Annotated in this window: 29 protein-coding genes; 18 read left to right on the top strand and 11 right to left on the bottom strand. The window is 63.7% G+C overall.

All coding sequences use genetic code 11. The annotated features are described in order from the left end of the window. Nucleotides 1-88: 88 nt before the first annotated feature. On the bottom strand, nt 89-1,255 hold the full coding sequence (locus AB4Z32_RS08360) for a glycosyltransferase family 4 protein (protein WP_442121379.1): 1,167 nt from the start codon (nt 1,253-1,255) through the stop codon (nt 89-91). An 18-nt stretch (nt 1,256-1,273) separates the two neighbouring features. Further along, a complete protein-coding gene (locus tag AB4Z32_RS08355; protein ID WP_442121378.1) occupies nt 1,274-2,515 on the bottom strand; it encodes a glycosyltransferase in 1,242 nt (413 codons plus the stop codon). Nucleotides 2,516-2,707: 192 nt separating this feature from the next. Between AB4Z32_RS08355 and AB4Z32_RS08350 the strand changes: the two genes are divergently transcribed. The 4 genes from AB4Z32_RS08350 (at nt 2,708) to AB4Z32_RS08335 (ending at nt 5,680) form a co-directional block, all read left to right on the top strand. Beyond that, nucleotides 2,708-3,208 carry a pyridoxamine 5'-phosphate oxidase family protein gene (locus AB4Z32_RS08350; protein WP_442121377.1) on the top strand — a complete coding sequence of 167 codons (501 nt, stop codon included), beginning with the start codon at nt 2,708-2,710 and terminating at the stop codon, nt 3,206-3,208. 104 nt (nt 3,209-3,312) lie between these two features. Beyond that, nucleotides 3,313-3,957 carry a nicotinamide riboside transporter PnuC gene (gene pnuC, locus AB4Z32_RS08345; protein ID WP_442121376.1) on the top strand — a complete coding sequence of 215 codons (645 nt, stop codon included), beginning with the start codon at nt 3,313-3,315 and terminating at the stop codon, nt 3,955-3,957. Then, nucleotides 3,954-5,261, top strand: coding sequence for a Xaa-Pro dipeptidase (locus AB4Z32_RS08340; protein ID WP_442121375.1), 1,308 nt, complete (start codon nt 3,954-3,956; stop codon nt 5,259-5,261). Before pnuC ends, AB4Z32_RS08340 begins: the two co-directional genes overlap by 4 nt. A 74-nt stretch (nt 5,262-5,335) precedes the next feature. Continuing rightward, nucleotides 5,336-5,680 (top strand): four-helix bundle copper-binding protein, encoded by a 345-nt coding sequence (locus AB4Z32_RS08335; protein ID WP_442121374.1) that lies wholly within the window; start codon nt 5,336-5,338, stop codon nt 5,678-5,680. 20 nt (nt 5,681-5,700) lie between these two features. Here AB4Z32_RS08335 and AB4Z32_RS08330 read toward each other — a convergent pair whose 3' ends face one another. The 4 genes from AB4Z32_RS08330 to AB4Z32_RS08315 form a co-directional block, all read right to left on the bottom strand. Continuing rightward, the gene (locus AB4Z32_RS08330) at nt 5,701-6,087 is read right to left on the bottom strand and encodes a hypothetical protein (protein WP_442121373.1); all 387 of its coding nucleotides are present in this window, start codon (nt 6,085-6,087) and stop codon (nt 5,701-5,703) included. A 13-nt stretch (nt 6,088-6,100) separates the two neighbouring features. After that, nucleotides 6,101-6,379, bottom strand: coding sequence for a hypothetical protein (locus tag AB4Z32_RS08325; protein ID WP_442121372.1), 279 nt, complete (start codon nt 6,377-6,379; stop codon nt 6,101-6,103). Nucleotides 6,380-6,491: 112 nt separating this feature from the next. Then, the gene (locus AB4Z32_RS08320) at nt 6,492-6,977 is read right to left on the bottom strand and encodes an MgtC/SapB family protein (protein ID WP_442121371.1); all 486 of its coding nucleotides are present in this window, start codon (nt 6,975-6,977) and stop codon (nt 6,492-6,494) included. 3 nt (nt 6,978-6,980) lie between these two features. Beyond that, nucleotides 6,981-7,187 (bottom strand): DUF2252 family protein, encoded by a 207-nt coding sequence (locus AB4Z32_RS08315; RefSeq protein WP_442121370.1) that lies wholly within the window; start codon nt 7,185-7,187, stop codon nt 6,981-6,983. Nucleotides 7,188-7,511: 324 nt separating this feature from the next. On the opposite strand from AB4Z32_RS08315, the gene AB4Z32_RS08310 reads away from it, so the two are divergent. Beyond that, nucleotides 7,512-8,675 (top strand): tyrosine-type recombinase/integrase, encoded by a 1,164-nt coding sequence (locus AB4Z32_RS08310; protein WP_442121369.1) that lies wholly within the window; start codon nt 7,512-7,514, stop codon nt 8,673-8,675. Here AB4Z32_RS08310 and AB4Z32_RS08305 read toward each other — a convergent pair. Beyond that, nucleotides 8,603-9,649 (bottom strand): DNA-binding protein, encoded by a 1,047-nt coding sequence (locus tag AB4Z32_RS08305; RefSeq protein ID WP_442121368.1) that lies wholly within the window; start codon nt 9,647-9,649, stop codon nt 8,603-8,605. The genes AB4Z32_RS08310 and AB4Z32_RS08305 overlap by 73 nt on opposite strands. A 672-nt stretch (nt 9,650-10,321) precedes the next feature. Here AB4Z32_RS08305 and AB4Z32_RS08300 point away from each other — a divergent pair. Together AB4Z32_RS08300 and AB4Z32_RS08295 are read left to right on the top strand one after the other, a co-directional pair. Further along, nucleotides 10,322-11,884: a DUF4331 domain-containing protein gene (locus AB4Z32_RS08300; protein ID WP_442121367.1), complete on the top strand. Its 1,563-nt coding sequence runs from the start codon at nt 10,322-10,324 to the stop codon at nt 11,882-11,884. Between the two features lie 24 nt (nt 11,885-11,908). Further along, the gene (locus AB4Z32_RS08295) at nt 11,909-12,487 is read left to right on the top strand and encodes a PEP-CTERM sorting domain-containing protein (protein WP_442121366.1); all 579 of its coding nucleotides are present in this window, start codon (nt 11,909-11,911) and stop codon (nt 12,485-12,487) included. A gap of 88 nt (nt 12,488-12,575) precedes the next feature. On the opposite strand, the gene AB4Z32_RS08290 is transcribed toward AB4Z32_RS08295, so the two are convergent. The 3 genes from AB4Z32_RS08290 to AB4Z32_RS08280 form a co-directional block, all read right to left on the bottom strand. Beyond that, the gene (locus AB4Z32_RS08290) at nt 12,576-13,709 is read right to left on the bottom strand and encodes a HupE/UreJ family protein (RefSeq protein WP_442121365.1); all 1,134 of its coding nucleotides are present in this window, start codon (nt 13,707-13,709) and stop codon (nt 12,576-12,578) included. Between the two features lie 20 nt (nt 13,710-13,729). Further along, on the bottom strand, nt 13,730-14,905 hold the full coding sequence (locus AB4Z32_RS08285) for a tetratricopeptide repeat protein (protein WP_442121364.1): 1,176 nt from the start codon (nt 14,903-14,905) through the stop codon (nt 13,730-13,732). A 218-nt stretch (nt 14,906-15,123) separates the two neighbouring features. Continuing rightward, on the bottom strand, nt 15,124-15,504 hold the full coding sequence (locus AB4Z32_RS08280; protein WP_442121363.1) for a hypothetical protein: 381 nt from the start codon (nt 15,502-15,504) through the stop codon (nt 15,124-15,126). A 129-nt stretch (nt 15,505-15,633) separates the two neighbouring features. On the opposite strand from AB4Z32_RS08280, the gene AB4Z32_RS08275 reads away from it, so the two are divergent. Genes AB4Z32_RS08275 through AB4Z32_RS08245 form a run of 7 tightly spaced genes read left to right on the top strand, consistent with a single transcriptional unit; the run spans nt 15,634 to nt 21,114 of the window. Beyond that, nucleotides 15,634-16,533, top strand: a complete 900-nt coding sequence (locus AB4Z32_RS08275; RefSeq protein ID WP_442121362.1) for an ROK family protein — start codon at nt 15,634-15,636, stop codon at nt 16,531-16,533. Beyond that, nucleotides 16,526-17,257, top strand: a complete 732-nt coding sequence (locus AB4Z32_RS08270; protein ID WP_442121361.1) for a copper homeostasis protein CutC — start codon at nt 16,526-16,528, stop codon at nt 17,255-17,257. Before AB4Z32_RS08275 ends, AB4Z32_RS08270 begins: the two co-directional genes overlap by 8 nt. Before the next feature lie 49 nt (nt 17,258-17,306). Next, the gene (locus AB4Z32_RS08265) at nt 17,307-17,966 is read left to right on the top strand and encodes an amino acid ABC transporter permease (protein ID WP_442121360.1); all 660 of its coding nucleotides are present in this window, start codon (nt 17,307-17,309) and stop codon (nt 17,964-17,966) included. A gap of 11 nt (nt 17,967-17,977) precedes the next feature. Further along, entirely contained in the window at nt 17,978-18,649 is a 672-nt protein-coding gene (locus tag AB4Z32_RS08260) for an amino acid ABC transporter permease (protein ID WP_442121359.1), read from the top strand. A 1-nt stretch (nt 18,650) separates the two neighbouring features. Next, on the top strand, nt 18,651-19,385 hold the full coding sequence (locus AB4Z32_RS08255) for an amino acid ABC transporter ATP-binding protein (RefSeq protein WP_442121358.1): 735 nt from the start codon (nt 18,651-18,653) through the stop codon (nt 19,383-19,385). Continuing rightward, nucleotides 19,382-20,308, top strand: coding sequence for a N(4)-(beta-N-acetylglucosaminyl)-L-asparaginase (locus AB4Z32_RS08250; RefSeq protein ID WP_442121357.1), 927 nt, complete (start codon nt 19,382-19,384; stop codon nt 20,306-20,308). The genes AB4Z32_RS08255 and AB4Z32_RS08250 overlap by 4 nt, the downstream gene beginning before the upstream one ends. A gap of 11 nt (nt 20,309-20,319) precedes the next feature. After that, nucleotides 20,320-21,114: a transporter substrate-binding domain-containing protein gene (locus AB4Z32_RS08245; RefSeq protein WP_442121356.1), complete on the top strand. Its 795-nt coding sequence runs from the start codon at nt 20,320-20,322 to the stop codon at nt 21,112-21,114. Between the two features lie 11 nt (nt 21,115-21,125). Here the strand turns inward: AB4Z32_RS08245 and AB4Z32_RS08240 are convergent, their stop codons facing one another. Further along, on the bottom strand, nt 21,126-22,409 hold the full coding sequence (locus AB4Z32_RS08240) for a hypothetical protein (RefSeq protein ID WP_442121355.1): 1,284 nt from the start codon (nt 22,407-22,409) through the stop codon (nt 21,126-21,128). 119 nt (nt 22,410-22,528) lie between these two features. On the opposite strand from AB4Z32_RS08240, the gene AB4Z32_RS08235 reads away from it, so the two are divergent. Genes AB4Z32_RS08235 through AB4Z32_RS08220 form a run of 4 tightly spaced genes read left to right on the top strand, consistent with a single transcriptional unit; the run spans nt 22,529 to nt 25,712 of the window. After that, nucleotides 22,529-22,993 (top strand): hypothetical protein, encoded by a 465-nt coding sequence (locus tag AB4Z32_RS08235; RefSeq protein WP_442121354.1) that lies wholly within the window; start codon nt 22,529-22,531, stop codon nt 22,991-22,993. Then, complete coding sequence (locus AB4Z32_RS08230) at nt 22,993-23,901, top strand: DUF2145 domain-containing protein (RefSeq protein WP_442121353.1); 909 nt, start codon at nt 22,993-22,995, stop codon at nt 23,899-23,901. Before AB4Z32_RS08235 ends, AB4Z32_RS08230 begins: the two co-directional genes overlap by 1 nt. 32 nt (nt 23,902-23,933) lie before the next feature. Further along, on the top strand, nt 23,934-25,313 hold the full coding sequence (locus AB4Z32_RS08225; RefSeq protein WP_442121352.1) for a serine hydrolase domain-containing protein: 1,380 nt from the start codon (nt 23,934-23,936) through the stop codon (nt 25,311-25,313). Between the two features lie 48 nt (nt 25,314-25,361). Next, nucleotides 25,362-25,712 carry a hypothetical protein gene (locus tag AB4Z32_RS08220; RefSeq protein WP_442121351.1) on the top strand — a complete coding sequence of 117 codons (351 nt, stop codon included), beginning with the start codon at nt 25,362-25,364 and terminating at the stop codon, nt 25,710-25,712. The last annotated feature ends 54 nt before the right edge of the window (nt 25,713-25,766 follow it).

The following is a 25,766-nucleotide window of genomic DNA, read 5'->3' as shown; positions in this document are numbered from 1 at the left end:
ACATCCGCGCTTGGCGATGAACGACAGTGTCCTGCATGCGCTTCAGCAGACACAGCCCGCCGAGCTGGCCGCCGCCCGTCTGGAGAGCTTAACGTGATGCATCACGTTTATTGAGGACCATTTCATAGAGACGCCGGTAGCGGGCCGCCGTCAACTCCCAGCTGCGCCGCGTGCTCATGAAATCGCGCGCCGCCGCACCCAGCCCATCGATGCGCCAGGGTTCGGCCAGCACCTGCTCGATGGCCTTCACCAGCGACGCACGCCTGCCGGCCTCGAACAGCATCCCGCTATGCCCGTGCACCAGCAGCTCACGGTGGCAGGGCAGGTCCGATGCGACCACCGCACAGCCCTGCGCCAGTGCGTTGAGCAGGTGCCGTGACGGCTGCAGGGAGGGCTTCAGCCCCAGCGCCGGAAACACCGCGATATCGGCGCGCGCCAGCACATCGGCCGCACGCCGGTAAGAGAGCGGACCGGCGAACACGACGTGGCCGCGCAGTCCCGGCCGGGCCAGCAGCTGCTCGAAACAGGCCTCGCGTTCGCCGCCGGCGGCGACCAGCAGCCGCAGCGCCGGATGCTTGCGGCGCAGTTGGCCCAGGGCCGTCAGCAGCAACTCCAGACCGTCGTCCGGCTCCAGGCCGCCCGCATAGGCGAGTAGCGGCGCCCCCACCAGGTTCGTCATCCTGGCGCTGGCCGGCAAGCCCGGCACCAGGTCCGGCGCCGGCGGGATCACGGCGATCGACCTGCCGGCCAGGCCCTCCGCACGCAAGGCGGCCCGCACCTGGGCTGTCCCAGCCGCGATCGCATGGGCCGCGCCCAGGGCCCAGCGTTCCGCGCGCGGGAAGGGATAGGCAGGCGCGGCCAGTCCACGGCGCTCGGCCTCGACCAGCAGTGCAAGCTTGTGCAGGCGTGCCACCGGCCACGCGGCCACCGCGTTCGCACTCGGCAGGTGCACGTGGATCAGGTCCGGCCGCGTCAGCTTTGCCACCTGGCGCAGGCGCAGCGCCAGGGCCGCCGTCGATGCCGCCGCGCCGAGACGGGAATCCGGCGCCGCCGTGCGGACGAAAGGGAGGCGCCGGCCCAGGGCCACGGTGCGGTAGAAATGCCAGCCTTCGCCATGCACCTGCGTCGCCGGGTGGCCGGTGCCGGTGAGCTGGACGGTCTGCACGCCCTGGTCGCGCAGCCCTTCCAGCAGGGCCTGGGCACGGCGGCTGTAATCGCTGCGCCGCGGCGCGGAATGGTCTAGCAGGTGCAGCACGCGCATCGCCTGTTCCGCCTAGGTTTCGAAACCCGTCAGCGCATCGTAGACGGCCAGGTAGTCGCGCGCCATTGCCGGCATGCTATGGCGGGCGATCACGTGGCTGCGGGCGCGCGCGCCGTGGCGGGCCGCCATCTCGGGGATGCGGCAGTAATCCGAAACCGCCGCCGCCAGCAATTCGGTCGAGGTCGGCGGCACCAGGATGCCGGTGAAGCCGGGGTGCACGAGCTCGGCATTGCAGCCGACCGCGCTGGCGACCACCGGCAGGCCGCTGGCCATCGCTTCCAGGATCGCGTTCGCGCGGTCCTCGGTCAGCGAGGGCAGCACGAACAGGTCCATCGCGCGCAGAAGCTGGGCGATATCGCTGCGGGCTCCGGGCAGCCAGGCGCGGGCCGCGGCGCCGGCGCGGTTCAGCATCGCCTGGCATTCGGCGCGCGCCGGCCCGTCGCCGACGATCATCAGGCGCAGGCGCTGGTGGGCCGGATGCGGCGAGGCGATCAGCCGCAGGAAGGCCTCGACCAGCAGCGTATGGTTGGCGCCGTCGTCCATGCGCCCGATACTGCCGATGACGAACACGCCGTCGTGCATGAAACCGGCCGGCCCGACCGCCGCCGCCGGGCCCAGGCGCGGGTGGAATTGCACGCTGTCGACGCCGTTCGCGATTTGCGAGACGCGCGCCGGCTCGGCGCCGATCGCCCCCACCAACCATTGTTCGAGGTCGCCATTGGCGGTGATGAAGTGGTCGATCAGGGGGCGCAGCAGGCGGCGCAGCGCCCGTCCGCGAAAGCTGGGAGCGCCGTCGGGGCCCAGGTCGCGCCCGTACTCCGCATGCACCCGCAGCCGCACGCCGGCCAGCGCCGCCACCAGCTGGGACGGCAGCCCGGAACGGTTACGGGTATGGATCAGGTCGGGCTGCAGGCCGCGCAGCACGCGGTAGAGGCGCAAGTAGTGAAGCAGGCCGCGCTCCTGCTGGTGCAGGTTGACGATCTCGACGCCTTGTTCGCGCAGGCCGGCTTCGTAGTCGCCCTGGCCGCGCAGGCAGACGATGGCATGGCGGTAGCGCTCGGCCGGCAAATGACGGATCAGGTTCAGCAGGCCGGTTTCCGTTTGGGCGCTGGACAGCGCTTCCACGACGTGCACCACCAGCCGCGCCGGTCCGGCGGCGGGAAAGGAATTCGCCATGGGTGAGGCGGCGGCATGCTTCGCGCCCAGGCCGGCGACGTCCGGAAACGGCTGTGCACGGCGGTGAGTGGAAGGCATTCGCAACGGACTCCATGCTCGTTAACGGCGGCTGACACGCGATTATATTGCCGCCCAAACCCGGGTTCTCTTCGCTTTCCGGCATGGTTGACGAGGCTCAAAAAAGCGCTGCGCGGATGTTCGCTTGCGCACCGACCCGGCATCCGGCTGGCGCTAGGATGCACGGACATCAGCCATTCACGAGGACTGCCCATGACCACCCACCACGCCGCCGAAGTGGCCAAACTGCACGACAAGATCAAGGACGTGCGCTTTCCGATGTTTACCTGGCAGGACCAGCATGGCCACCTGCTGAGCCAGCCGATGACCCAGCAGCAGGTCGACGCCGATGGCGGCATCTGGTTCTACACCTCGACCCTGACCGCGCTGTGGGATTGCATCGCCCACCGCCCCCAGGTCAACCTGGGCTTTGCCGACCAGGACGGCAGCCTGTATGTATCGGTGAGCGGCACCGCCGAGCGCGTGGTCGACCGCGAGCGCATCCGCGCGATGTGGAACACCGGCGTGCAAGCCTGGTTCCCGGCCGGCCCCGAGGACCAGCACGTGGTGCTGATCCGCGTCGACCCGCACTCGGCCGAATACTGGGACTCGAACGACAGCAAGATGGTCCGCATCTTTGCCATGGCCAAGGCCGCCATCACCGGCGACAAGCCCGACCTGGACAGCGAACACAAATCGATCCGCCTCGACTAGCGCCTAGAAAATTCCAGCCTTGCAATAAACCGGCCCGCTGACGTACAGTACACGCTTCTTCACGAAGGGGCGGCAATGGAACTGGAAGGGCAGGGCCGGGAGCAATGATCGCGCTGCAGGAACTGGCGGCCGACGTCTATACGGCGCTGAGTGCGACCGCGCCGCTCGAACTGGCGGCGAACGTCTTTACGGCCATCGCCATCGTGCTGGCCGGCCGCAACAATATCCATACCTGGTGGACCGGCGTGGCCGGCACTCTACTGTTCGGCCTGCTGTTCGCACAGAACCGCCTGTACGCCGACGTTGCCCTGCAGCTGTTCTTCGTGGTCACCGGCCTGATCGGCTGGTGGAAATGGCTGCGCGGCCGGCACGGCGAAGCGCTGCCCGTCACTCACGCGGGCATGGCCAGCATGCTGTGGATCCTCCCGCTGGGCGTGGGCGCCACCGTGGCCTACGGCGCCATGCTCCACCATTTCACGAACGCTTACGCGCCTTTCCCCGATTCCGCCGTGCTCGTGTTCAGCATCATCGGCCAGATGCTGATGATGCAGCGCCGCGTGGAAAACTGGGGCTTCTGGCTGCTCGTCAATACGATCGCGACGCCGCTGTATTTCAGCCGGGGGCTGCACCTGACCGCCGTGCTGTATGCCGGCTTTTGGATCAATGCCCTGGTTTCCTGGCGCAGCTGGCACAAGCTGGCTGCGCTTCCATCCACCGATAGCATCCCCACCGAAAGCATCCGTCCATGAAACTGAAAGCAGTCGCGGCCTCGCTGGCCATCCTGGGCATCGCCGCCTCCGTCCACGCCGAATCCAGCGGCGCCGCCCAGCATGTGGTGGCCGTACGCGCCGGCAAGCTGGTCGACGTGGTCGCCGGCAAGGTGCTGGACAACCAGACCATCCTGATCAGCGGCGATCGCATCACGGCTGTCGGTCCCAGCGGCAGCATCACGGTGCCGGCCGGCGCCGAGGTGGTCGACCTGTCCGGCGCCACCGTGCTGCCGGGCCTGATCGACGCCCATACCCACCTGACCGGCGATCCGCACCAGCACGGCTACCAGTCGCTGGGCGTGTCCGACATCCGCGCCGCCATGTACGGCGCCCATGCGGCCCAGGTGACCTTGAACGCCGGCTTCACCACCGTGCGCAATGTCGGCGCCAGCGGCTTCGGCGACGTCGCCCTGCGCGACGCCATCAACGAGGGCGAGCTGCCGGGACCGCGCATGCGCACGGCCGGCTACGCGATCGGCATCCAGGGCGGCCACTGCGACAACAACCTGCTGCCGCACGATTTTCATTACACCGAGAACGGCGTGGCCGACGGTCCGTGGGCGGCGCGTGCCAAGGTCCGCGAGATGGCGAAGTACGGCGCCGACGTGATCAAGATCTGCGCCTCGGGCGGCGTGCTGTCCAAGGGCGACGAGCCGGGCGCCCAGCAGCTCACGCTGGAAGAGATGAAGGCCATCGTCGAAGAAGCGCACAAGCTGGGCCGCCGCGTGGCCGCCCACGCCCATGGCGCCAGCAGCATTCGCGACGCCATCCTGGCCGGTGTCGATTCGGTCGAACACGCCAGCCTGGTCGACGACGAAGGCATCCGCCTGGCGCGCGAGAAGGGCACTTACTTCGTCATGGATATCTATAACGACGACTACATCCTGCAGGAAGGCGCCAAGGCCGGCATGCTGCAGGAGTCGCTCGACAAGGAACGCGCCCTCGGCCAGCTGCAGCGCGACAACTTCCGCAAGGCCTTCAAGGCCGGCGTCAAGATGGCCTTCGGCACCGATGCCGGCGTCTACCCGCACGGCGACAACGCGCGCCAGTTCCACTACATGGTCCAGTACGGCATGAGCCCGATGCAGGCGATCCAGGCGGCCACCATCAATGCCGCCGACCTGCTGGGCTGGAAGGACCGCATCGGTTCGGTATCGGCGGGCAAGTATGCCGATTTGATCGCCGTCGCCGGCGACCCGCTGAAAGACCCCGCCGAGCTCACCCGCGTGAAGTTCGTAATGAAGGGCGGGGCGGTAGTGAAGGGCGCCCAGGCAGCCCGCTGAGGCCGGATCCATTCGTACGAGAGCATTCTCCATCGCGTGCTAGCCTGAACGTCGACCCACCGATGGAGGATACGATGTCCAATTTTCAGCACCCGGAATACCAGGCCTGTATCGACGCCTGTTACGCCTGCGCGGCGGCTTGCGACAATTGTTCGACCGCCTGCCTGCGTGAAGACGACGTCAAGATGATGGCGCGCTGCATTGCGCTCGACATGGATTGCGCCGCCATCTGCCGGATCGCGGCGGCCTACTTGGCCCGCGGCAGCGACTTCGCCGCACAGATGTGCCGGCTCTGCGCCGAAATCTGCACGGCCTGCGCCGCCGAGTGCGGCAAGCACCAGATGGACCACTGCCAGGCTTGCGCCCAGGCCTGCACGCGCTGCGCCGAGGCCTGCGAAGCCATGATCGGCAGGGCCTGAGCGGCTCGTCTGTTGCCGCGTTATTGTTGGTAGGGCGGCGCCAGGTCGCCCTCGGACTGGTTGCCGCCGGTTTCCGGCGTGCCGAGGCCGGTCGGATTGATGCCGGCTTGCCGGCTGTGCGTGTCCTGGGCGCCGCGGACGGTGGCGGTGGCCGCGGTGCCGGCACCCTCGGTTTCCGACGCAGTGTCCACCGCGTGCTGCATGGCGTCGCCCTGGTTCTTGTTCGGCTCGCCGGACGGCCAGTGGCCCTCGGTCTCCTCGTTGTGCGGCTTGGTCAGCGCCTCGCCGCCGCTGCCGCCGGTCTCGGCCATGGTTTCGTGGCCCGGCGTGGCGCCGGCTTCGCCGCTGGTGAGATTGCCGACGCCGATGGTTGGCGCATCGCTGCTCTTGCCCTGTTGCGTGCTCATAAAACCTCCTGTTTCAGACCGGAATCTGGGATTCGCCGCCGCCGGCGCTGCCGAAGCTCTGCAGCTGGTCCAGCGTCAGCCGGCGGTCGTTGAGTGCCGCGACGATCGCCTTCAGCTGCTCGGGATCCGGCTGGATATAGATCATGCGCTGTTCGAGCTGGTGCTCCCAATAAGGCGTGTAGGGGACATCGGTTTCGGACATCACCTTGGCCTTGAAGCTGCCGTCCTGCAGTTCGCCGACCAGGGTGATGCGGGTCGTGTCCGGGGTCGTGTTCTTTACCGTGATGTTCATGGCGCTCCTCGTGTCGTCCATTCGTTCCGGTGTATTGTCCCGTACGTTCGGCCGGAGCGCCAACACGGTTCGAACGGCCCGCCAAACCACCAGGGCGACACCGTAGGCGCTCTCACTCGTCGTGCAGGCTGATCTCGTGCTGCTCGTCGGTCGGCTTCGTCAGCCAGCGCCGGTGCAGCGCGCGCTCCAGTGGTTTGCCGAGCACGAACAAGAGGAAGACGAAGGCGAGGGCGATGCAGGCGATCTGCCAGGATCCCATGCCGCACAGGATACCGAGGATGGCGGTAATCCAGATCGAGGCTGCGGTGGTGAGGCCGCGAATGCGGTCGTTGCCGTCCTCGTGGACGATGACGCCTGCGCCGAGGAAGCCGATGCCGGTGACGAGCCCCTGTATCACGCGGCTGACCGCCGCGGTATCGACCTGCCCATGCGCTGTCAGCATGTTCATCCCGGCCATGGTTGCCAGGCAGGCGCCGAGACTGACCAGACCGAGGGTCCTGATCCCGCTTGGTTTGCCGCGCAGGTTGCGGTCCAGCCCGATCAGGCCGCCGATCAGGACCGAAGCACTCAGGCGCAGCAGAATGTCCGGATAGTCCATGGTTTATTCTCCGGCAGGGCGCTGGAACTGTCCGGCGTCGCAAGCCGCAGCGCAGGCGGCCCATCCGGAGGAGGCGAGGCGGCCGTAGAACAGGTGGCAAGTGCCGCGCAGAAAAGGGAAGGGCCCGCTGCGACGGAAAACGTATCTCATGGCCAGGCGTTCCGGGTCGCGTCGCCGGTTGGCCTTCAGGATGCGCTTGACGATGTTCATCGATACCTTTGAAAAGGAGAGCCGGATGGGCTGTCAATCATACATCGCCGAACCGCCACCGGTCTTGGGAGCTGGAAAGGGTCCCGCCACCGGGAGCGGACCCGACCTGGCAGAAGAGCAACCGTTCCGGTGTCGCCTTGCCTGGGGCGGCCGTGCCGGGGATGCAATCGGGACCAGCCCCTAAACCGGACACGGTTTTGACGCGGTTTTCACGCACATCTTTAACTCGACATTACCAAATATATTGTCGACTTTAATTCGCGAACAGGCAAAATGCTATACTGTACATAGATACAGCCCTTTTCAGCAGCCGCAGCCAGAAACATGCCGAACTTTACCCCAATCGACCTGGGCCCGTCAGCACCGGAAGAGATCACAAGCGGTCCGAGCAGCCGCCTGCACGTGAAGATGTACCGCCTCGCCGACGATGCGATCACCGAGGCCACCACCGACATCGACCTGGCACGCGAATTCATCGCCCACGGCGAACTGAGCGCGAAGTCGATCCAGAACTCGCAAAAGGAGCTGTACCGCTTCCTGACCTGGTGCCGCGAGGAAGCGAAAAAGACCCTTTCCCAGCTGAACGTTGCCGACCTCAATGCCTACAAGGAATTCCTCAAGAATCCGCCGCCGGAATGGATCTCGAAGACCAAGTGGCCGCGCACCGATCCGCGCTACCGGCCATTCACGGGGCCCTTGTCCGATCCCAGCCGGCGCCAGGCCATGATCGCCGTGAAGGGCCTGATGGGCTTTGCCGAGCAGACCGGCTACCTGCGCCGTAACCCGGGTGCGCTGGTGCGCAACGTCCGAGCGCCATCAAGCAGCCGGATTACGCGCTATTTGACCCAGGGCGCGATCGCGCTCGCGCTCGAAACGGTTTCCAGCCGCCCGGCCGACACGCCGGCGGCATTCAGGCGCCGCGCGCGCGACCGTTTCCTGCTGGTCGCCTTTGCGCACACGGGCGCCCGCCTGAACGAGATCGTCAGCGCCTCGATGGGATCGATCTACACCGAAGGCAACGGCCGCTGGTGGCTGGACGTCCTTGGCAAAGGCAACAAGCCGCGCCGCCTGCCGGTGCCGCCGGACATGCTCGAAGCCTACCACGCCTATCGCCAGGCTTTCGAACTCCTGCCGCAGACCAGCCGCACGGACCGCACGCCGCTCGTGCTGTCGAGCCGTTCACGCGAGCCGGCGCGGATCACGGACGAAGCGGCGTCGGAAGCGATCAAGGCGGTGTTCGCGGACGCCGCGCGCGCCGCCGATGCGAAAGGCGACCAGGATACGGCCGCCACCTTGCGCCAGGCCTCGGCGCACTGGCTGCGGCACAGCATGCTGACCAACCACGCGAACAACGGGGTGCAGTTGAAGACCCTGCAGGACACGGCGGGGCACGCAAATATCGCCACCACGGCGGCTTATCTGCACAAGACCGATAACGAACGGCATGACGAGATCATCCGGTCGGCGAACGGGAAGAGCATCGTTTGAGCTTGTGCTGCCCCTTGCGGGGTGGCTGTACGAGTATCGTATTTGACATAATATAGATTATGCGCGATCTGAAGCCGGTAGCCCGACCCATGAATCGGAAAGCTCTCAGACGTAAATTTGACACTTCTTTGGAAGTACATTTGATAGATGCACCTGGTCGCATTTTTATAACAAAGCTTGGCCAGACGTTCTTCCAACGCGATCGCAGATTTCGCACCGTCCAACTGGCCCTCGAGCAATGCCTTTTGCTGCCGAAGTTCGTTGCAAAGCTCCGTGGCCCGCACCGATGCTTCCTCGGCCTGCGCTAACCTGGTTTGGCTGTGCGCAAGCTGAGCTTCGAGTATGACGAGGCGCGTCTCAACGGCCTGCGACTGCTTCACCTTCTGGGTTAGGTTCCGCCCGGATTCCCTTTCAAGGTAAAGGGCTTGTTTGATGGTACCGAGTTCCGTGGCGAGCGCAGCGGCTTCCTTGTGCCGCTCCGCCTCTGCAAGTCTCGCGGCCAGATCGCGGCTATGTTGCTCCGCGGTATGCCTCGCAATTTGTTCAACACCTAGTTGATCCTTCAGCGCCTTGAGATTGCGCTGCCTTGATTCCAGTTGCCGGGAAGTCGCATCCAACACTTGCCTGATGTCGGCAAGCTGCGCTTTCAGCCCAGACTTGGCTCGCTCGTGCGCGCCCTGCTGTCGAGTCACCTGGACACGCATCGCCTCAACCTCGGTAGCGGCCTCGCCCTGGAGCCGTTCCGCAGGCTGGGTTACCAATGCCAGGATCGCCTCAGTGACGGGCGCTCTCTGACCACCCTCCTCGACTTCGATCTCGCGTAAGTACCTGTGGATGGTCGTCTTCGAACCAGTATTACCGAGAGCCGCGCGCACGGCGTCGATTGATGGATGCCACCTTTCGGCAAGCAACGCGTCACGCGCGCGTTTAACGTTAGAAAAATATATGCCGGCCTGTGCTATAGCGTTCCTCACGAAATAGCGTACTAAGTTACATACTGCTGAAATACATACTAGGCCGAGTGGTTTGTTCGAACCGTCCGCCTCACTCCTTCATATTTGATAAGGCGGTAAAGATTGCCGAGGTTACGAAACCATCAGCCCAGCGGTAATCAGCCAAGTCCCCGAGTGTGTTGGGTCCCGTTTGGCCGTACATGCGTTTCGCAAATAGCTCAGGGTTCTTTTCTCGCCATTCCTTGGACGACTGGACGGTGTCTTGCTATCGATTGCACGTCGCCGGTAGTCGCACCCCGCCGCCATTCAATGGAACAGTCGTTTTGCTATCGCTAATTCGATTTTAACGAAACATTCTTGACTTCTAACTTTGCTTATCCGAATATCCAAAAGTCGCCATATGTATTTACGATTTAATCGGCAAGATTTCTGGCATTAGTTGATATTTTTCATGTGTGTGAGGAATGTTCCGGGCAATGTGTCGAATCGGCACGAAAAAGCCCATGAATTAGCCGAGTTCAGTTGACTTGGCGAAATCGGTCGGCGCGCTTTTTTGATCATGATGGGCATTGCTTTTCTAAAGAATTCGATGAGGAATCGATAAAATCCTTTTCTTTGCACGAGTTATTTATTCCGGATTTCGATATCGCTGTATCTATCGGAAATAATAATCAGCTGTTGAGGAGATTTATCATGATTGTTAAGTTCCAGCGCAGAATCAAGTTTCGGTCTGCACTTGTCATGGTTTGCTGTACTTCAATGAGTATGATTGCCACCTTGTCGGTGCAGGCATCAAGCCATAGAGAAGCGCCATTCATAACGACGCAGCCGAAGGTCGATGGGACGGATCTTTATGCTTTCAATAGCTACGAGAACGGTAGGGCTGGTTACGTGACGCTCATTGCTAACTATCAACCCTTACAGGATCCGTACGGTGGACCGAATTACTTCAAGATGGACCCAAACGCCATTTATGAAATTCATATCGACAACAATGGTGACGCCAAGGAAGATTTAACCTTCCAGTTCCGGTTTCAAAATATCCTTAAGTCAATCGCGCTACCAATAGGATCGGCAAGCGTGCCGATTCCGCTTACCCAGGCCGGCACAGTGAACACCCCGAACTCCCCCGCCTTGAATGTTAACGAGAAATACACGATCACGCTCATCAGGGGAAACCGTCGCACGGGACAAGCGACGCCAATTAAGCAAGTGGGTACGGGTTCCGCTACGTTTGACAAGCCCGTCGATAACATTGGAACAAAAACCATTCCTGACTATGCGGCGTATGCGGCCCAGCATATCTATCCAATTTCCATCCCGGGTTGCGCTACGCCGGGCAGGGTATTTGTTGGACAGCGCCAAGAAGGTTTTGCTGTCAATCTCGGTGCGGTTTTCGACCTGATCAATGCACCCTTGTCGGTGCTTACCAATCCCGCGTTGATCAATGCGGTGCCGAATACGCTGGCGGACAAAAACATTACATCCCTGGCGCTCGAGATACACAAGAGTTGCTTACTGTCTACGGCCACTGCCGATCCTGTGATCGGTCTCTGGACCACAGCTAGCATCCGGCAAAGCCAGCTTGTCAATCCGAATCCGCCTTCAGGACATCAAACGACGGTCAATGTTGGTGGTGGTTTTGTACAGGTATCCCGCCTCGGTATGCCATTGGTCAACGAGTTGATCATCGGCTTGCCGGACAAGGACAAGTTCAACGGTTCTCTGCCACAGAACGACACCCAGTTCGCTACCTACGTCAGCAACCCGACGCTGCCAAGGCTGGTCGAAATTGCCATGGCACTTCAACCCGGCAGCGCGGCACCCCGCAATCTGCCGCGACAAGACTTGGTAACGACATTCCTTACCGGCATCAACAAGATAAACCGTCCGCTCAACCCTACTCCATCGGAAATGTTGCGCCTTAACACTTCCATTCCGGCAGTGCCGTTCGCACAGCAAAACCGCCTTGGCATCGTGGGGAATGTGCTTGCGGGTGGATCCGATAACGCAGGCTATCCGAACGGCCGGCGCCCAAAGGACGACGTTGTCGACATTTCTCTCGTCGTGGCGATGGGCGGCCTGTGCGTGGCTAACGGGAACAATAATGCTTTTGGCTTCGGTAGCGACTGTAATCCCAGCAAGGTGCCATTGGGAACGACGGTTTTCAAACTACACGATGGCGTCGACCAGGCAGTCCAACATTTCCTGCCGGGCTTTCCTTATTTGAATACACCGCTTCCGGGTGCCAAATAATCATTATTTGCTGGAGGAAAGATCATGCATAAGCTGATTCGTGTCCTTGCAACAGCCATAGCCATCTGCGCGGCTCCATTTGGCTATGCCGCAACCCTTAACTTCGATACGCCAAGCGTAATTACAATCGACAATGCTTCTAACCAGGCACTCTACCAGGAAGCGGGATTTAATCTCACCGGCAATGCAGCTGCCTTCCTGACCATCGATGGGATAGGAAGTGACAGGACGGGCGGCCTTGCCCTCTTTGCCGGTAATACTGTTAGCTTAACGGTAAGCAACGGCGGCACATTCAGTTTTTTGGGGCTCGATGCCGGGCTGCTAGCGCCGGCAAGTATGGGCGCACTGACCATTACCGGCATTTTCAATGACAACAGTCAGCGTGCTACCGTGCTAACCTTGTCGGCCTTGGGGCCTCTGTCGTTGACTGCCTGGACCGGGTTGAGCGGGCTTCGCTTTTCGGGGAATTCCGACCTTGTACTCGACAACGTAATGGTAAGCGTCTCACCCGTTCCCGAACCCGGCTCGATCGCCATGTTTCTGCTCGGGATTGGCTCCTTGGTAATAATACGGCGGGTAAGGGGTGAGAAATCCCGATACTGACGGTGAACGTCGCGCAGACCGGAGGCAGCTTTTAGCTGCCCCCGATTAGCGCTTGTCGCCTGCCCTCAGGTCACATTTCAGCGTTACTTCAAGTCCAAAGACGAACGTTCAGTCCACTTTCCGTCAACCACACCAGCGCCACCAAGGCAATCACGAATGAGCCGCCGCCTAGAACCCCTCTGCGGTAGATTAGCGAATGACGGGACAGGAAGGCCAGCGGCAGGAACAGCGCCACGATGGTGATCTGGCCGATTTCGACGCCGAGGTTAAAACCGACCAACGACAACAACAGCGACGATTTTGGCAAGCCGAGGTCGAGCAGGACGCTGGCGAAACCGAAGCCATGGATCAGGCCGAAGGCAAAGGCAACCAGTGCACGCCGTCCATGAAACAAGGGCCACAAGTTGTTTAGCGCCGCAACTACCACCGAGGCGGCAATCGCTGACTCGACCAGCCGCGACGGCAGCGACACCATGCCCAAGGTGGCCAGGGTCAGCGTCATTGAATGAGCGAGCGTGAAAGCGGTAACAATCTTCAGCACGTCGAACGCGGCCGAGCGAAATGTGGCCCTCGCCTGCCATTGGCGGTCGTGATACACCAGCACTGCGGGAAGCAGAAGCGATAGCAGGAACAGGATGTGGTCGTACCCAACCCAGATATGCCAGATACCGTTACGCACATAGTCACCAAACTGCCGCAGTGCGGATGCGTCAGCCACGCCTAGTGCCTGGTGGCCTCGATCGGGGTCGAAGATAGCGGTCGAGACCTGGCCAGCATGTCGCAGCTGAAGCAGCCCCTTGTGCTGAGGGTCGATGTCGAATAGGAGTGCGTAATCGACGTCGAGGGTCCTTACTTCAGCGGTGCAGATGCCGCGAAGGCGCAGCACCGCATAGGCGCCATCGCTATGATCGTCGAGCAGGAGGCCCGTTACCCGCATCGGACAGGCGCTGCCACCGCTCGTAAGCTTGAGGCGTGATAGCGCGTAGGCCGAAATCAGGCCTTCGTGGGCGCGCACCTCGTTCCAGGTCAGCTCGCCATTGCCGTCCTGATCAAGGCCAATTGCCATGTCGAGGTCGCGCAGCGCGATATCCCACTGGCCGTTGACCTGCTTGCCAGATACGTCGAGCGTCAGGTAACTGTCGCTCGGCTTGTGCGCGTGGGCCGGCGTGGCCAGCAGCAACGCTGCACTGAACAGCCAGAAGCACTGCAGGCAAGGCTTCATGAGGCACTTCACACGCCGACTCATGCCGCCACCTTCAACCGTGCCGCGATGGCCGCAACCCGACGGTCCTCGATATGTGAGCTGCGCAGCCAATCGAGCACCATCCGGGCTGCCTCGCGGTCGCCGCTGGCGAGCGCGCTTTCGGCCAGGATGCGCAAGTCGGCTGGTTCCTTCTGGATGAGCCAGTTGGCCTTGGCCAAGCGCACGGCCTCGGCGGGATTATTGCGTAGCACCAGTTCAAAACGCGCCTGCTCGCGCTGGTGGACGGTATCGCCGCGCAGCATGGCGGCGTCGAAGCGTGCACGTAGCGCCTCGCTCTGCTTGACGACGTCGGCTGCACCGGTGGCCCGCAGGGCCAGCGCATAGCGCAATAGCAAGGCGTCGACCCGGGTCTTATCCTTCAACAAGTGCACGACTTCGAGCGCTCGGCCATGGTCGAGCAAGAAGTCTGCATACGCACCCAGCAAATAACTGTCCGGATCTTCAGCGGCCATCGCCTTGCGAAAATGTGCTTCCGCCGCGGCATCGTCGCCACCACGCGCCGCCATTTCCGCCAACAGTGTGTCGACCCAGACTCCTATGCCAGGCGAATTCAGGGGATACCGAGCCTGCGTCTCCACCAGTTGATGGTAGCTGGACGCGGCTTGGCCGTTGATGCTGCCGACGCTCGACAAACAAGTCTGGACCACCAAGGCTGGCGCACGGGCGTATAGGCGCATGCAGCTCTCGCGCGCCGCGCCGTAGTTTCCGATCACCGTCTGGACCGTGGCCCGCGTCAGCCACGCCTGCGCGTTGCCGCTGTCGCGCTTGACGACCTGGTCGAGGTCAGCCAGAGCGGCGGAAAACTGGTGAGTACTCTGGCGCAAAGTGGCGCGTAGCACCAGCACCGGGTCGGGTGGCGCAGGCTGGTTCCACCACGGCCGCAGCGCGGCTTGGGCATACCCGAGATAGCGTGGGTCGCCTTCGGCGCGGGCCTGGTCGATATAGCGTTGCGCCAGCGTCACCGCAAGGCTGATGTCGTCCGGATTCGCGCGGAGTTCGCTCCGCAGCCGGCGCAGCTCGCGCTGAACCGGAGCCGAACGGCTGGGCAGGCGCTCGACAACCTGGTTTCCGTCTACGGGGATATGGGGGGCCGCCACCGCCGCGCCGAGCCATACGAAGGACAGCAGCAAGCCCGGCAAAGAACCACGTGTCATGGATGCCTCCAGGGTGGGCAGGAAAACGCGGGCACCGCCGGGAAGCACCATCAGCACCCGGCAAGGGCTGCGCCGCGGTGTTTCAGGCGCCGTGACGCGGACGCCGTCGGCCGATAACGGCGCCGACGTCTCATCCTAGGATGCCACACTTTGCGTTCCCACCGAAATGAAGCCATCGGTCACGCAAGCTGTCGAACAGCCCGAACCTGGACTTTTGGCTATACCTTTTCCTCCAGCCACAGGATCGCCTGCGCCATGTCGTTATAGAAAACCCGATACGCGCCCTCACCGAATTGTCCAAAAGCGATTCGCGCCAGGTAGGCGATACGTGTATTTGGAACCAGAATGGCTCTGCGCAGCACAATGGGGCCCAGCCGTTCCTTTGCTTCGGCGTCCATTTTGTCTTGCAACAGCGCCATGTCTACCGTAGGGTCTTCCAACTCCAGTGCGTCGTACAACACTTTCACCTGATGGGTATCCTTCACGAGCTCGAAGACACGGCGCTGACACTCTTTCAATATGTCCTCGTCGCACCGGCCACGCAGGCGCGCCAGCACGAGTGCGCCCACCGGTTCCACCCAAAGCTGCTGATTCATCATTTGTCACTAATATCCATGGCAAGAATTGACACTCTATCAGACGCGCCGAATTGGACTGCATGACCCAGCCTGGCCTGATGTGTCGGTCGGTCTGGCGCCTCGCCAGCATTTCCCCTTATCATCGATGCCATGATTACCTGTTTCGATATCGGCGGCAGCGCCATCAAATGCGCGGTCGCCAGCGCCGACGGCCGGATCGGCGAACTCCAGCGCGTTCCGACGCCCGCCCGCGACTTCGCGGCCTTCAGCGCCGCCATGCGTGCGCTGATCGATGCCGGCGGCCCCTCGCGCGGCGTCGCCATCTCCATTGCCGGCGTCATCGATCCGGCTGACGGCCGCATCAAATGCGCGAATATTCCCTGCATCGACGGCCGCATCTTGGCCGCCGACCTGTCCGCCGCCCTCGGCCTGCCTGTCTGGATCATCAACGACGCCGACAGCTTCGCCCTGGCCGAAGTCCAGGCCGGCGCCGGCCGCGGCCACGCCAATGTGTTCGGCCTGATCCTGGGCACCGGCGTCGGCGGTGGCCTGGTGATCGGCGGGCGCCTGATCGGCGGTCCCGGCGGCTTTGCCGGCGAATGGGGCCATGGTCCGGTCCTTGCACAGTCCGACTTGGCGCGCTTCCCTTGCGGCTGCGGCCAGACCGGCTGCCTGGACACGGTCGGCGGTGCCCGCGGCCTGGAAAGGCTGCACCTGGCGCTGCACCGGCAGGCCCTGGACAGCCGCGACATCATCGCCGCCTGGCAGTCGGGCGACGCCGATGCCGACCGCACGATCGCCTGCTGGACCGGGCTGCTGAGCGGGCCGCTGGCCATGCTGGTGAATGCCGTCGGCGCGTCGATCCTCCCGGTCGGCGGTGGCCTCGCCAACAGCGCGCCGCTGATCGCAAGGCTCGACCGGGCCGTGCGCGCCGCCATCCTGCGCAAGACGGACACGCCCATCATCGTGCCCGGCCAGTCCGGCGCGGAACCGGGACTGATCGGCGCGGCCTGGCTGGGCCTGGAAAAGCTCGGAGTCCAGCATGGTTGAAGCGATCACGCTGGAAGTCTGCGTCGACAACGTCCACGGCCTGGCCGCCGCCCTTGCCGGCGGCGCCGGCCGCATCGAATTGTGCAGCGCCCTGGACATCGGCGGCCTGACGCCGACGCCCGGACTGCTGCGCGCCGCGTCAAGCAGCCCGGTACCCGTGGTCGCCATGATCCGTCCGCGCGGCGGCGACTTCTGCTTCGACGAGGCGGAAACCCGGTTGATGCTGGACGAGATCGACGCCGTCGCCGCGGCCGGCCTGCAAGGCGTGGTGCTGGGTGCATCGATGCCTGACGGCCGCCTGGACGAAGCCACGCTGGAAAAGCTGGTGCGCAGGGCCCGGGGCCACGGCCTGCGCTGCGTACTGCACCGGGCCATCGACCTCTGTCCGGACTTGGCGCAGGCCACCCGCCAGGCCGTCGATCTCGGTTTCGAACGCATACTCAGCTCCGGCGGCGCCCGCAGCGCGTCCGAAGGACTGGACGGCTTGCGGCACTGCTTCGAGGCCGCCGCCAATCGCATCGCCATCATGCCCGGCGCCGGCATCTCCGCCGAGAACGTGCACCTGCTGCGCGACAGGCTGCCGCTGACCGACGTCCACGCATCCTGTTCGGAGCCGCTGCCCGCGGCGTCGCCGCAAGTCCTGGCCCTCGGCTTCGATTCGGGCGGGCGCCGCCAGACCAGCCGCACTAAAGTCGCCGCTTTGCGTACTAAACTACTGGCCTGACCATGTCTTTTGCTTGAAATGCAAGTTGGCCTGTGTGACACTCGGCCGGATGACGTTCGATCTTGCACCACTGGCACCGTATATTGGCGAGCTCGCGGCCGGCGCACGGCTGACCGCCCTCGCCTGCGCGCTGGCCCTGGCCGGCGGCCTGGCCCTCGGCATCGTCGCGGCCCTGATGCGCACCGCGGCCTTGCCGCTGGTCCGGCGCGCGGCCGACGTCTACGTCGACGTCTTCCGCAACCTTCCCTTCATCGTCCAGCTGTTCTTCCTGTTCTACGGCCTGCCCGAGATCGGGGTCCGGCTGAGCGCTTTCGGCACCGGCGTACTGGCGCTCTCGCTGGCCGGCGGCGCGTTTACCTCGGACGTGATCCGCTCCGGCATCCTGGCGATCGAACCGGGCGTGCTCGAGGCGGCCCAGGTCAGCGGCCTGTCGCGGCTCGCCATCTACCGCCGCATCGTGCTGCCCATCGCGCTGCGCAGCGCCGTGCGTCCGCTCGGGTCGGTGTTCGTCAACCTGGTATTGACTTCGTCGATCCTGTCCGCGATCACCCTCAATGAGCTGACCGGCAGCGCCAAGATCGTCGCCGCCGACACCTTCCAGCCTTTCGAGGTGTACGCGGTGCTTCTCCTGATCTATGCGGTGATGACCTGGCTGGTATCGCTCTCCAGCGCGGCGCTGCATCGCCGCCTGAATCGACGAATGAACTGAAAGCGGGGCTGATGCGATACACAGATTTCACGCCGCACGACCTGATCCTGCTGCTGCAGGGCCTGGGCGTTTCGCTTGCCCTGTTCGCCGCCACCACCGCCATCGGCCTGGCGATCGGGCTCGCCTGGGCGATGCTGCGCTACTACCGCACGCCGCTGCTGTCGCCGCTGGCAGCCGTGCTTGCCGAGCTGTTGAAAAATTCGCCGGTGCTGGTACAGCTCTTCCTGGTGTTCTTCGGCTTGCCGGTCCTGCTGGAGACGGAGCTGACGCCGGTGCAGGCCGCCGTCATCACGCTGTCCGGGAATACCGCCGCTTTCATCTATGTGATCGCGGTCTCCGCCATCGAATCGGTGGGACGCGATCAACTGGAAGCGGCGCGCGTGTCCGGCTTGAGCCGCTGGCAGATCCTGCGCCGCATCGTCGCGCCGCAGGCGGCCGCTTTCGCGCTCGGACCGCTGACCGGGCTGCTGGTCAACCAGTTGCAGGTGACTTCGCTGATCTCGGTGATCGGCGTGGTCGACCTGACCAAGGTGGGCGCGATCCTGAACCTGCGCACGCTGAAGCCCTTCATCGTCTGGACCGTGATCGGCCTGCTGTACTACCTGATGGCGCGGCTGATCGCCAGAGCCTGCGCCCGCGTCGAGACGCGGCTGCGCGCACACAGTGAATGGAAGGGTTTATAGGGTGATTCATATCGAAGGCGTGGCCAAGCGCTTCGCCAGCAACACGGTACTCGACGGTGTCGACCTGCGCATCGCGCCGGGTGAAGTGGTGTCCATCCTCGGCGCCAGCGGCTCCGGCAAGTCGACGCTGATCCGCTGCATCAACGGCCTCGAAAAACTCGATGGCGGTGTGATTTCCGTCGACGGACACCGGGTCGACGATCCGAAACAGCTGCGGCTCGCGCGCCGCTGCTGCGGCACCGTGTTCCAGCTGTTTAACCTGTACCCGCACATGACGGCGCTGCGGAACATCACATTGGCGCCGATCGAAGTCCTGAAAGTGCCGCGCCGCCAGGCCGAGGACGAGGCGCGCGAGCTGCTGGCCTCCGTCGGCCTGCTCGAACGCGCCGACGCCTATCCGGCCCAGCTCTCCGGCGGACAGCGCCAGCGCGTGGGCATCTGCCGGGCGCTGGCGATGAAGCCGCGCTACCTGCTGCTGGACGAAGTCACCAGCGCGCTCGATCCCGAGATGACGGCCGAAGTGCTGTCCATCCTCGCCAGGCTGGCGGCGAACGGCACCACGATGCTGTTCGTGACCCACGAAATCGAGTTCGCGCGCCAGATCTCCAATCGCATCGTGTTCCTCGAGCGGGGCAGGCTGCTGGCCGACCTGCCGACCACGCAATTCTTCGCTGAGGACGGCGGCCTGGCGCAGCCGCGCATCGCCCAATTTTTATCGAAAATGAGCAAATCATGAGAATGCTGTTAGCGAACGCCGAAGCCTGGCCCGGCTTCGACACCACCGTCGAGCTGTTGAAACAAGGCGGGGCGGGCATCGATGCGATGGTCAGTGGCATCGCCAAGGTCGAGCGCGAGGCCAAGGTCCGCAGCGTCGGCTACGGCGGCTGGCCGAACATGGTCGGCGAGATGGAGTTCGACGCCGGCGTCATGGACGGCACCACGCGCGAGGTCGGCGCGGTCGGCGCGGTCCCAGGCACCCTGCCCGTCTCCAGGCTGGCCCACGAAGTCATGAAGCACCTGCCGCACGTGATGCTGACCGGCGCCGGGGCGCGCCGCTTCGCCACCGAGCGCGGTTTCGATGTCGACGAAGTCCTGCACCCGGACAGCAAGCGCGTCTGGTGGGAGCGGTTGCAGAAGGAGATGTCGCCGGAACAGCTGGCGGCCTTTCCCGACATTCCGCTGGCCCCGCTCAGCAATACCATCACCGACCCCGAACGCGTGCGCGACACCACGGTCTTCCTGGGCCGCGATGCCGGCGACAATATCGGCGTCGTCACCTCGACCTCCGGCTGGGCGTGGAAGTATCCGGGGCGCCTGGGCGATTCGCCGATTCCCGGCGCGGGCTTCTATGCGGACAGCCGCTACGGCGCCGCCGCCTGCACCCACACCGGCGAAATGACGATGCGCTGCGGGACCTCGCGCAGCATCGTGCTGGCGCTGCGCCTCGGCCACAGCCTGGAGGACGCGGTCAAGTTGGCGGTGGAGGAGCTGGCGGAGCTGAAGACCGGCTTCCTGGCCGGCGTCGTCATCCACGCGATGGACGCCAGCGGCAATCACCGGGTGGTCAACTTCCGCTGCGACGAAGAGATACGCTACTGGTACTGGGACGAACGCATGGGCGCGCCGGAGCTGCGCCTCGCATCGGCCCTCAAACCCTGAAAGGACAGAACATGCAGCCAATCCTGACACGCTGTGCCGCCGCTGCGGTATTGATGCTGGCCGCAAGCGCCGCCATGGCCGGCCGCATCGAGGACATCAAGGCGCGCGGCTACGTGCGCATCGGCGTCTCGCTGGGCGGCGAGCCGGTGGGTTTTCGCAACGCCGGCAATGAGCCGGTCGGCTACGACGTCGACGTCGCCAAAGCCCTGGCCGCGAAGCTCGGCGTGCCGGTGCGCTTCTCGGACGTCTCCAGCGACGCCCGCATTTCGATGCTGATGTCGAAGCAGCTCGACCTGGTGGTCGCGAACGTCTCGATCACGCCGCAACGCGCGCGCGTGGTGGATTTTTCGATCCCCTACAATGTGGCCGGCCTGCGCGTGATCGCGCAGAAGAGCGCCCACGTCAAGACGCTGGCGGACCTGAACGGCAAGCGGGTCGTGGTCGGCCGCGGCACCACGGCCGACGCCTTCCTGCGCAAATCGGCGCCGCAGGCCGTGCCGGTCTACACCGACAACTTCGCGCCGGACGGCGTCCTGCTGCTGCAGCAGAAGCGTGTCGACGCCGGTATCGAGGATTCCTCACTGCTCGATTACCTGGCCAGCAAGAACGATCAACTGGAGACACTGCCTGCGATGTACGGCAATACGCCGATCGGGATCGCGATGGCCAAGGGCGATCCGGAGATGCTGAAGTTCGTGAATGGGTTTGTGGCGAACTACGTCAAGTCCGGGGCGTATGCCGCCAACTACAAGAAGTGGTGGGGTCCTAAGGCAGTGCCGCCGGTGTTGACGGCACAAGAGCGTTGACTTCCTTATATTTAACGGATGCTCGAGCCCGACGCCGCGCCGATTTGAGTGCAAGCCTTCCAAGTCGCGTCATTCGCATCGACGGTTCCCCAAGCCAATACTTCTGATTTGGGGATCGGAACTTTAATAGCCAACTGCGGGGTAATTTGGTCCTTGCTCGTCATAGACTTCGGGACGGCTTGACCAGGTACCCGTAAAACGAGCAGGTATTCATTTCCAATGCGATTCGCCAGAGTGTGGGGACGTATGCAACCGGCTGTCTCAGAAGCCACATCGCAAGCACCCGGCACCAGAAGATTTACCGCGTCGCAGGTCTGCCGCTTGACAACAAATCGACTGCTGCCGAGGTCGCCGATGGCAAGTGAAGAAAACACGGCACGTGTGATACTTAAAGTATTCGATGGCATGCTCAAATACAACACCATGAGCATTGTTCCCATTAGCGGGAAGATCAGGTAGGACTTCGGGGAATGGAAATTGGTAACGGCCAGTCCGGTATTTACGACGATTAACGCGATGGTAAAGCCCAAAACCCAAAGATGACCTGCCATGTCATTCTCGCGAAGCTTCCCAACTGCAAGCAGGAGCAACAGGAGATAGCCTGGATATAGGATGACCCAAATGAAAATCGAAAAGAAATGCTGGGCCTTTCTACTATGTCCTCTGCGGCCGTCCTCGCCTGCGTTGTCGCGCTCATCCATTCGCTTCCATAGGAAATCTACTCCCGCGAACCCTGTGATTAAAAGGCCAGTTCCACCACCACTCAAAGCGCGGACGAAGAAACGATATCGCTCGTGGGTGTCGTCAATAAAGAAACTTGCGATGAACATCCACGCAAAAAACGCCATCAAACCGTGGAATAGACACAGAACCAAGAACGGTATCCGGCGGCGGGCTTCCATTTCGCTGGTTACACGTATCTGCATTTGGCTTGCCTCGACGGGCCGATGCAAGAAATAAGGCTTCCAGATTTCATTCCTGATTAACACGCTCGGCAGCACCATAACGGCCGCCAAGATCGATACCAATGACACCCCCGAAAGCGCAATTCCAAGCAGAAATGAAGACGCGGTCTTGATATCCAGATCGGGAAAATAGCCGATTGATGCAAATTGGGCGAAAGTAATCAGTCCGCCTAAAATTAGTACCACGTTCCATAGCACCAAAAATGGATTCTTCAGGAAGTAATCCATGAGCTTGGACCAACCGCCGGAAGCGTTGGCGGGTACGGTTGTTAGATCGCGCTCTTCCATATGGGTTTTAGTTTCCTTGGGGAAATTTTTATGGTAGCCCATAATGTTCATTTGGCCAAGACGTGGATAACCTGAGTTGCAGCTCAGTTCGCAGGTACACTGTGCAGCGAGATCTCATGCATGTACGATACGCGTCATCGCTTCACTCACGAAAACTACCTATGTTCCAATCCATACTTCCCCGCGCTCTCGCCATCGCCGCACTGGCCGCCACCTGCGCCATCCCGGCCCACGCCGACAGCGTCGCCTCCTCCGCCTCCAGCGCCGGCTCGGCCTCCAGCGCCAGCATCTCCGACTCGATCGGCGGCTCCAGCAACAGTTCGAACCGCGATCGCCGCGTCACCGCCGGTGATTACAAGGTGATCGACATCGCCCAGGCGCCGGGCAAGGCCGAGACCACGCGCCTGACCCTGCGTCCGGTCGCCGGAACGCCGGCCCAGGAATTCACCCTCGACCTGCCGAACCGCGCCCTGGCCGCACGTGCCGTCGATGCCGGCGCCATCGTCCACGTGAACGAGCGCGTGTACGGCTACGAATTCGCCCACGCAGACACGAAACAGCCCTTCTTCCTGGCCCTGCAGGACGACTGGTACCGCGAACTGAATTCGCGCCAGGTCACCATCTGATGCTGTCCCGCCTCGCGGCCATCGGCTTGGCCGCGTTGAGCCTCGGCGCGAGCGCAAGCGCCTGGGCCGGCATGCCGGTGTTCTGCGAGCGCGGCAAGGAAGTCGGCGCGGCCGAACAGGACCGTGTGCTGCGCTTTGCCGGCACCGTCAAGCGGGAATTGGACCACTCCGGCGAAGGCGTCGCGCTGATCTCGCGTGCGGGACTGGACCTGAGCCGCTTCAAGCTGCTGTATTCGCACGCCGGCGTCGCGCTGAAGGACGACAGGGACGGCACCTGGACCGTGCGCCAGCTGTACTACGCCTGCGACGAAGCGCGGCCGCGCCTGTTCGACCAGGGCGTGGCCGGCTTCGCGCTGGGTGCCGATGCGCCGGGCCAGGGCCACGTCTCGCTGGTGTTCCTCGACGACGGCAATGGCGCCCGGCTGGAGCAGGCCGCGCGCGACAAGCCGCTGGCGCTGGCCCTGCTGGCCGGCCGCTACAGCGCCAACGCCTACGCCTTCGGCACCCGCTACCAGAACTGCAACCAGTGGGTGGCCGAGATCCTGGCCAGCGCCTGGGGCGGGCTCCACGATCGGCAGGCCGCGCGCGAGCGTGCGCAGTCCTGGCTGCGCGAGCAGGGTTATACGGCCGGGCCGGTGAAGGTGCCTTCGCACTGGCTGATGTTCGCCGGCCAGTTCGTGCCGCTGCTGCACGTGGACGACCACCCGGTCGACGACATCTACGCGCTGGCGCTGCATGTCAGCGTGCCCTCATCGATCGAGGACTTCGTCCGCCGCCGCGCGCCGCAGGCCCGGAGGATCGAGCTGTGCCACGACACCCGCCACATCGTCGTGCACCGCGGCTGGGAAGCCCTGGGGCCGGGATGCACGCCGATGCCCGACGATGAAGTGATTCCTTTCGACTCCTGATTAACGTGATGCGTCACAGGAAAATCATCGCCATGCTCGCCGCTTCCGTCACGATCGTCGCCGGTTCAGCCCCGGCAGCGCCGCTGCCCGAACCCCGGGCGACCGCCCTGACGCGGCAGTTGCAAGCCATCGTGGACGACCCCGCCATGCCGCTCCCGGGCCTGGCCGTGGTCGCGATCCGCCACGGGGAAATCGCCTACCGCCAGCACTTCGGCAGCAAGCGTCTGGCCGGCGGCGGTAAACCGGCCCAGCCGATCGACGGCGACACGATGTTCCGCATCGCCTCGGTCTCGAAATTCGTGACGGCACTGGGCGCGATGAAGCTGGTCGAGCAAGGCAAGCTCCAGCTCGACGCGGACATCGGCGACACGCTCGGCTACCGGCTGCGCAATCCGCATTTCCCGGACCAGCCCATCACCCTGCGCATGCTGCTCACGCACACGTCCTCGCTGCGCGACGAGGGCGGCTTCAAGTTCGCTCCGGAAGTCGACCTGAAGGACGTGCTGCTGCCGGGCGGCCGCCAGTACGGCAAGGGCGCGATGTGGGACGGCGCGCATGCGCCAGGCGCCTGGTTCGAGTACGTGAATTTCAACTGGGGCTTGATCGCTACCGTGATGGAGGCCGCTACCGGCGAGCGCTTCGACCGGCTGATGCGCAGGCTGATCTTCGATCCGATGGGCCTGAAGGCCGGCTTCTACCTGGCCGAGTTTGCGCCGGCGAGAATAGACGACGTCGCGACCCTGTACCGCAAGCGCGAAAAGGATGGCGACGAGGCCTGGGACCCGAAGGGCCCGTGGATCGCCCAGGCGGACGATTTCGGCAACGAGGCGCCAGCCGCGCCGCCGGGCCTCGCTGCCTACAAGGCAGGCGGCAACGGCACGATCTTCGGCCCGCAGGGCAGTCTGCGTATCTCGACCGGCGATCTGGCGCAGATCATGCTGATGCTGATGAAGCGCGGCCAACTCGACGGCAAGCAGATCCTGGCGCCGCAGACGATAGACACCATGTTCAGCCGCCAGTGGACCCTGCATGCGGGCGGCGCGAACGGCAGCGCCAACGGCGACGGCGGCAGCTATCGCGGCCTCTACCACGCCTGGGGCCTGGGCAACCAGCAATTTACGGATACCAGCATCGTCAAGGACGGCCATGCCGGCGGCGACCGCCTGGTGGAGGACGGCGGCTTCAAGGGCATAGGCCACCTCGGCTGGTCCTGGGGCCTGAACGCGCTGTTCGTGTTCGACCCATCGGCGAATGACGGCATGATCTACGTGAGCACCGGCGTCGGCGCCGATCCGGACCGGCAGCCCGGCCAATTCTCGTCCGAGGCGCGCTTCCAGGAACGCATCACCAACGCCTTGTACTGCGGCGCGATCGTGACGCGTCACGGAATGTCGCAGTGCAGCTTGCCTTAACGTAACGCATCACGAATAATGTGATCTTCCTGTCAAGCGCTCACATCCATGAAACAACCGGAAGACCAACGCACCATCGAACTGTCTCTCGAGGCCGCCACGGCCCGCAAGCGCGGCCGCCCGCCCAAGGCCGACAAGCTCAGCGACGCCGAACGGGCCCGCCGCTACCGGGCGCGCCAGAAGATGATGCCGAAGGACGACTGGAACTACGAGCAGTTGACCGCCCTCACCCGCGCCGAGATCCTGCGCCTGACGGATGGCGCGGCCGCCAGGCCGGCCTCCGAGGGCGAACTGGTGGCCAACTGGGCCTACGGCATGTTCCTGCTGTGGGACCGCACCACCGCCCAGTGCCAGCGCGCGGACGACCGCAGCGAATTACTGGCGATGGTCAACCCCTGACATGTGAACTTCCGAACAGACGGCTCCGCACGACGGTCCTATGCTGGCGGCTTC

The organism is Massilia sp. 2TAF26 (assembly GCF_052115005.1).
Classification (GTDB): domain Bacteria; phylum Pseudomonadota; class Gammaproteobacteria; order Burkholderiales; family Burkholderiaceae_D; genus Telluria.
The sequence above is the reverse complement of the archived record's forward strand: the minus strand, read 5'-3'. Positions and strand labels throughout refer to the sequence as shown.

Bases quoted from the DNA above. Each gene is read 5' to 3' on its own strand.
- AB4Z32_RS08355 (WP_442121378.1), bottom strand. From the start codon at position 2,515: ATGCCTTCCACTCACCGCCGTGCACAGCCGTTTCCGGACGTCGCCGGC.
- AB4Z32_RS08350 (WP_442121377.1), top strand. From the start codon at position 2,708: ATGACCACCCACCACGCCGCCGAAGTGGCCAAACTGCACGACAAGATC.
- pnuC (WP_442121376.1), top strand. From the start codon at position 3,313: ATGATCGCGCTGCAGGAACTGGCGGCCGACGTCTATACGGCGCTGAGT.
- AB4Z32_RS08340 (WP_442121375.1), top strand. From the start codon at position 3,954: ATGAAACTGAAAGCAGTCGCGGCCTCGCTGGCCATCCTGGGCATCGCC.
- AB4Z32_RS08335 (WP_442121374.1), top strand. From the start codon at position 5,336: ATGTCCAATTTTCAGCACCCGGAATACCAGGCCTGTATCGACGCCTGT.
- AB4Z32_RS08330 (WP_442121373.1), bottom strand. From the start codon at position 6,087: ATGAGCACGCAACAGGGCAAGAGCAGCGATGCGCCAACCATCGGCGTC.
- AB4Z32_RS08325 (WP_442121372.1), bottom strand. From the start codon at position 6,379: ATGAACATCACGGTAAAGAACACGACCCCGGACACGACCCGCATCACC.
- AB4Z32_RS08320 (WP_442121371.1), bottom strand. From the start codon at position 6,977: ATGGACTATCCGGACATTCTGCTGCGCCTGAGTGCTTCGGTCCTGATC.
- AB4Z32_RS08315 (WP_442121370.1), bottom strand. From the start codon at position 7,187: ATGAACATCGTCAAGCGCATCCTGAAGGCCAACCGGCGACGCGACCCG.
- AB4Z32_RS08310 (WP_442121369.1), top strand. From the start codon at position 7,512: ATGCCGAACTTTACCCCAATCGACCTGGGCCCGTCAGCACCGGAAGAG.
- AB4Z32_RS08300 (WP_442121367.1), top strand. From the start codon at position 10,322: ATGATTGTTAAGTTCCAGCGCAGAATCAAGTTTCGGTCTGCACTTGTC.
- AB4Z32_RS08295 (WP_442121366.1), top strand. From the start codon at position 11,909: ATGCATAAGCTGATTCGTGTCCTTGCAACAGCCATAGCCATCTGCGCG.
- AB4Z32_RS08290 (WP_442121365.1), bottom strand. From the start codon at position 13,709: ATGAAGCCTTGCCTGCAGTGCTTCTGGCTGTTCAGTGCAGCGTTGCTG.
- AB4Z32_RS08285 (WP_442121364.1), bottom strand. From the start codon at position 14,905: ATGACACGTGGTTCTTTGCCGGGCTTGCTGCTGTCCTTCGTATGGCTC.
- AB4Z32_RS08280 (WP_442121363.1), bottom strand. From the start codon at position 15,504: ATGATGAATCAGCAGCTTTGGGTGGAACCGGTGGGCGCACTCGTGCTG.
- AB4Z32_RS08275 (WP_442121362.1), top strand. From the start codon at position 15,634: ATGATTACCTGTTTCGATATCGGCGGCAGCGCCATCAAATGCGCGGTC.
- AB4Z32_RS08270 (WP_442121361.1), top strand. From the start codon at position 16,526: ATGGTTGAAGCGATCACGCTGGAAGTCTGCGTCGACAACGTCCACGGC.
- AB4Z32_RS08265 (WP_442121360.1), top strand. From the start codon at position 17,307: ATGACGTTCGATCTTGCACCACTGGCACCGTATATTGGCGAGCTCGCG.
- AB4Z32_RS08260 (WP_442121359.1), top strand. From the start codon at position 17,978: ATGCGATACACAGATTTCACGCCGCACGACCTGATCCTGCTGCTGCAG.
- AB4Z32_RS08250 (WP_442121357.1), top strand. From the start codon at position 19,382: ATGAGAATGCTGTTAGCGAACGCCGAAGCCTGGCCCGGCTTCGACACC.
- AB4Z32_RS08245 (WP_442121356.1), top strand. From the start codon at position 20,320: ATGCAGCCAATCCTGACACGCTGTGCCGCCGCTGCGGTATTGATGCTG.
- AB4Z32_RS08240 (WP_442121355.1), bottom strand. From the start codon at position 22,409: ATGGGCTACCATAAAAATTTCCCCAAGGAAACTAAAACCCATATGGAA.
- AB4Z32_RS08235 (WP_442121354.1), top strand. From the start codon at position 22,529: ATGTTCCAATCCATACTTCCCCGCGCTCTCGCCATCGCCGCACTGGCC.
- AB4Z32_RS08230 (WP_442121353.1), top strand. From the start codon at position 22,993: ATGCTGTCCCGCCTCGCGGCCATCGGCTTGGCCGCGTTGAGCCTCGGC.
- AB4Z32_RS08225 (WP_442121352.1), top strand. From the start codon at position 23,934: ATGCTCGCCGCTTCCGTCACGATCGTCGCCGGTTCAGCCCCGGCAGCG.
- AB4Z32_RS08220 (WP_442121351.1), top strand. From the start codon at position 25,362: ATGAAACAACCGGAAGACCAACGCACCATCGAACTGTCTCTCGAGGCC.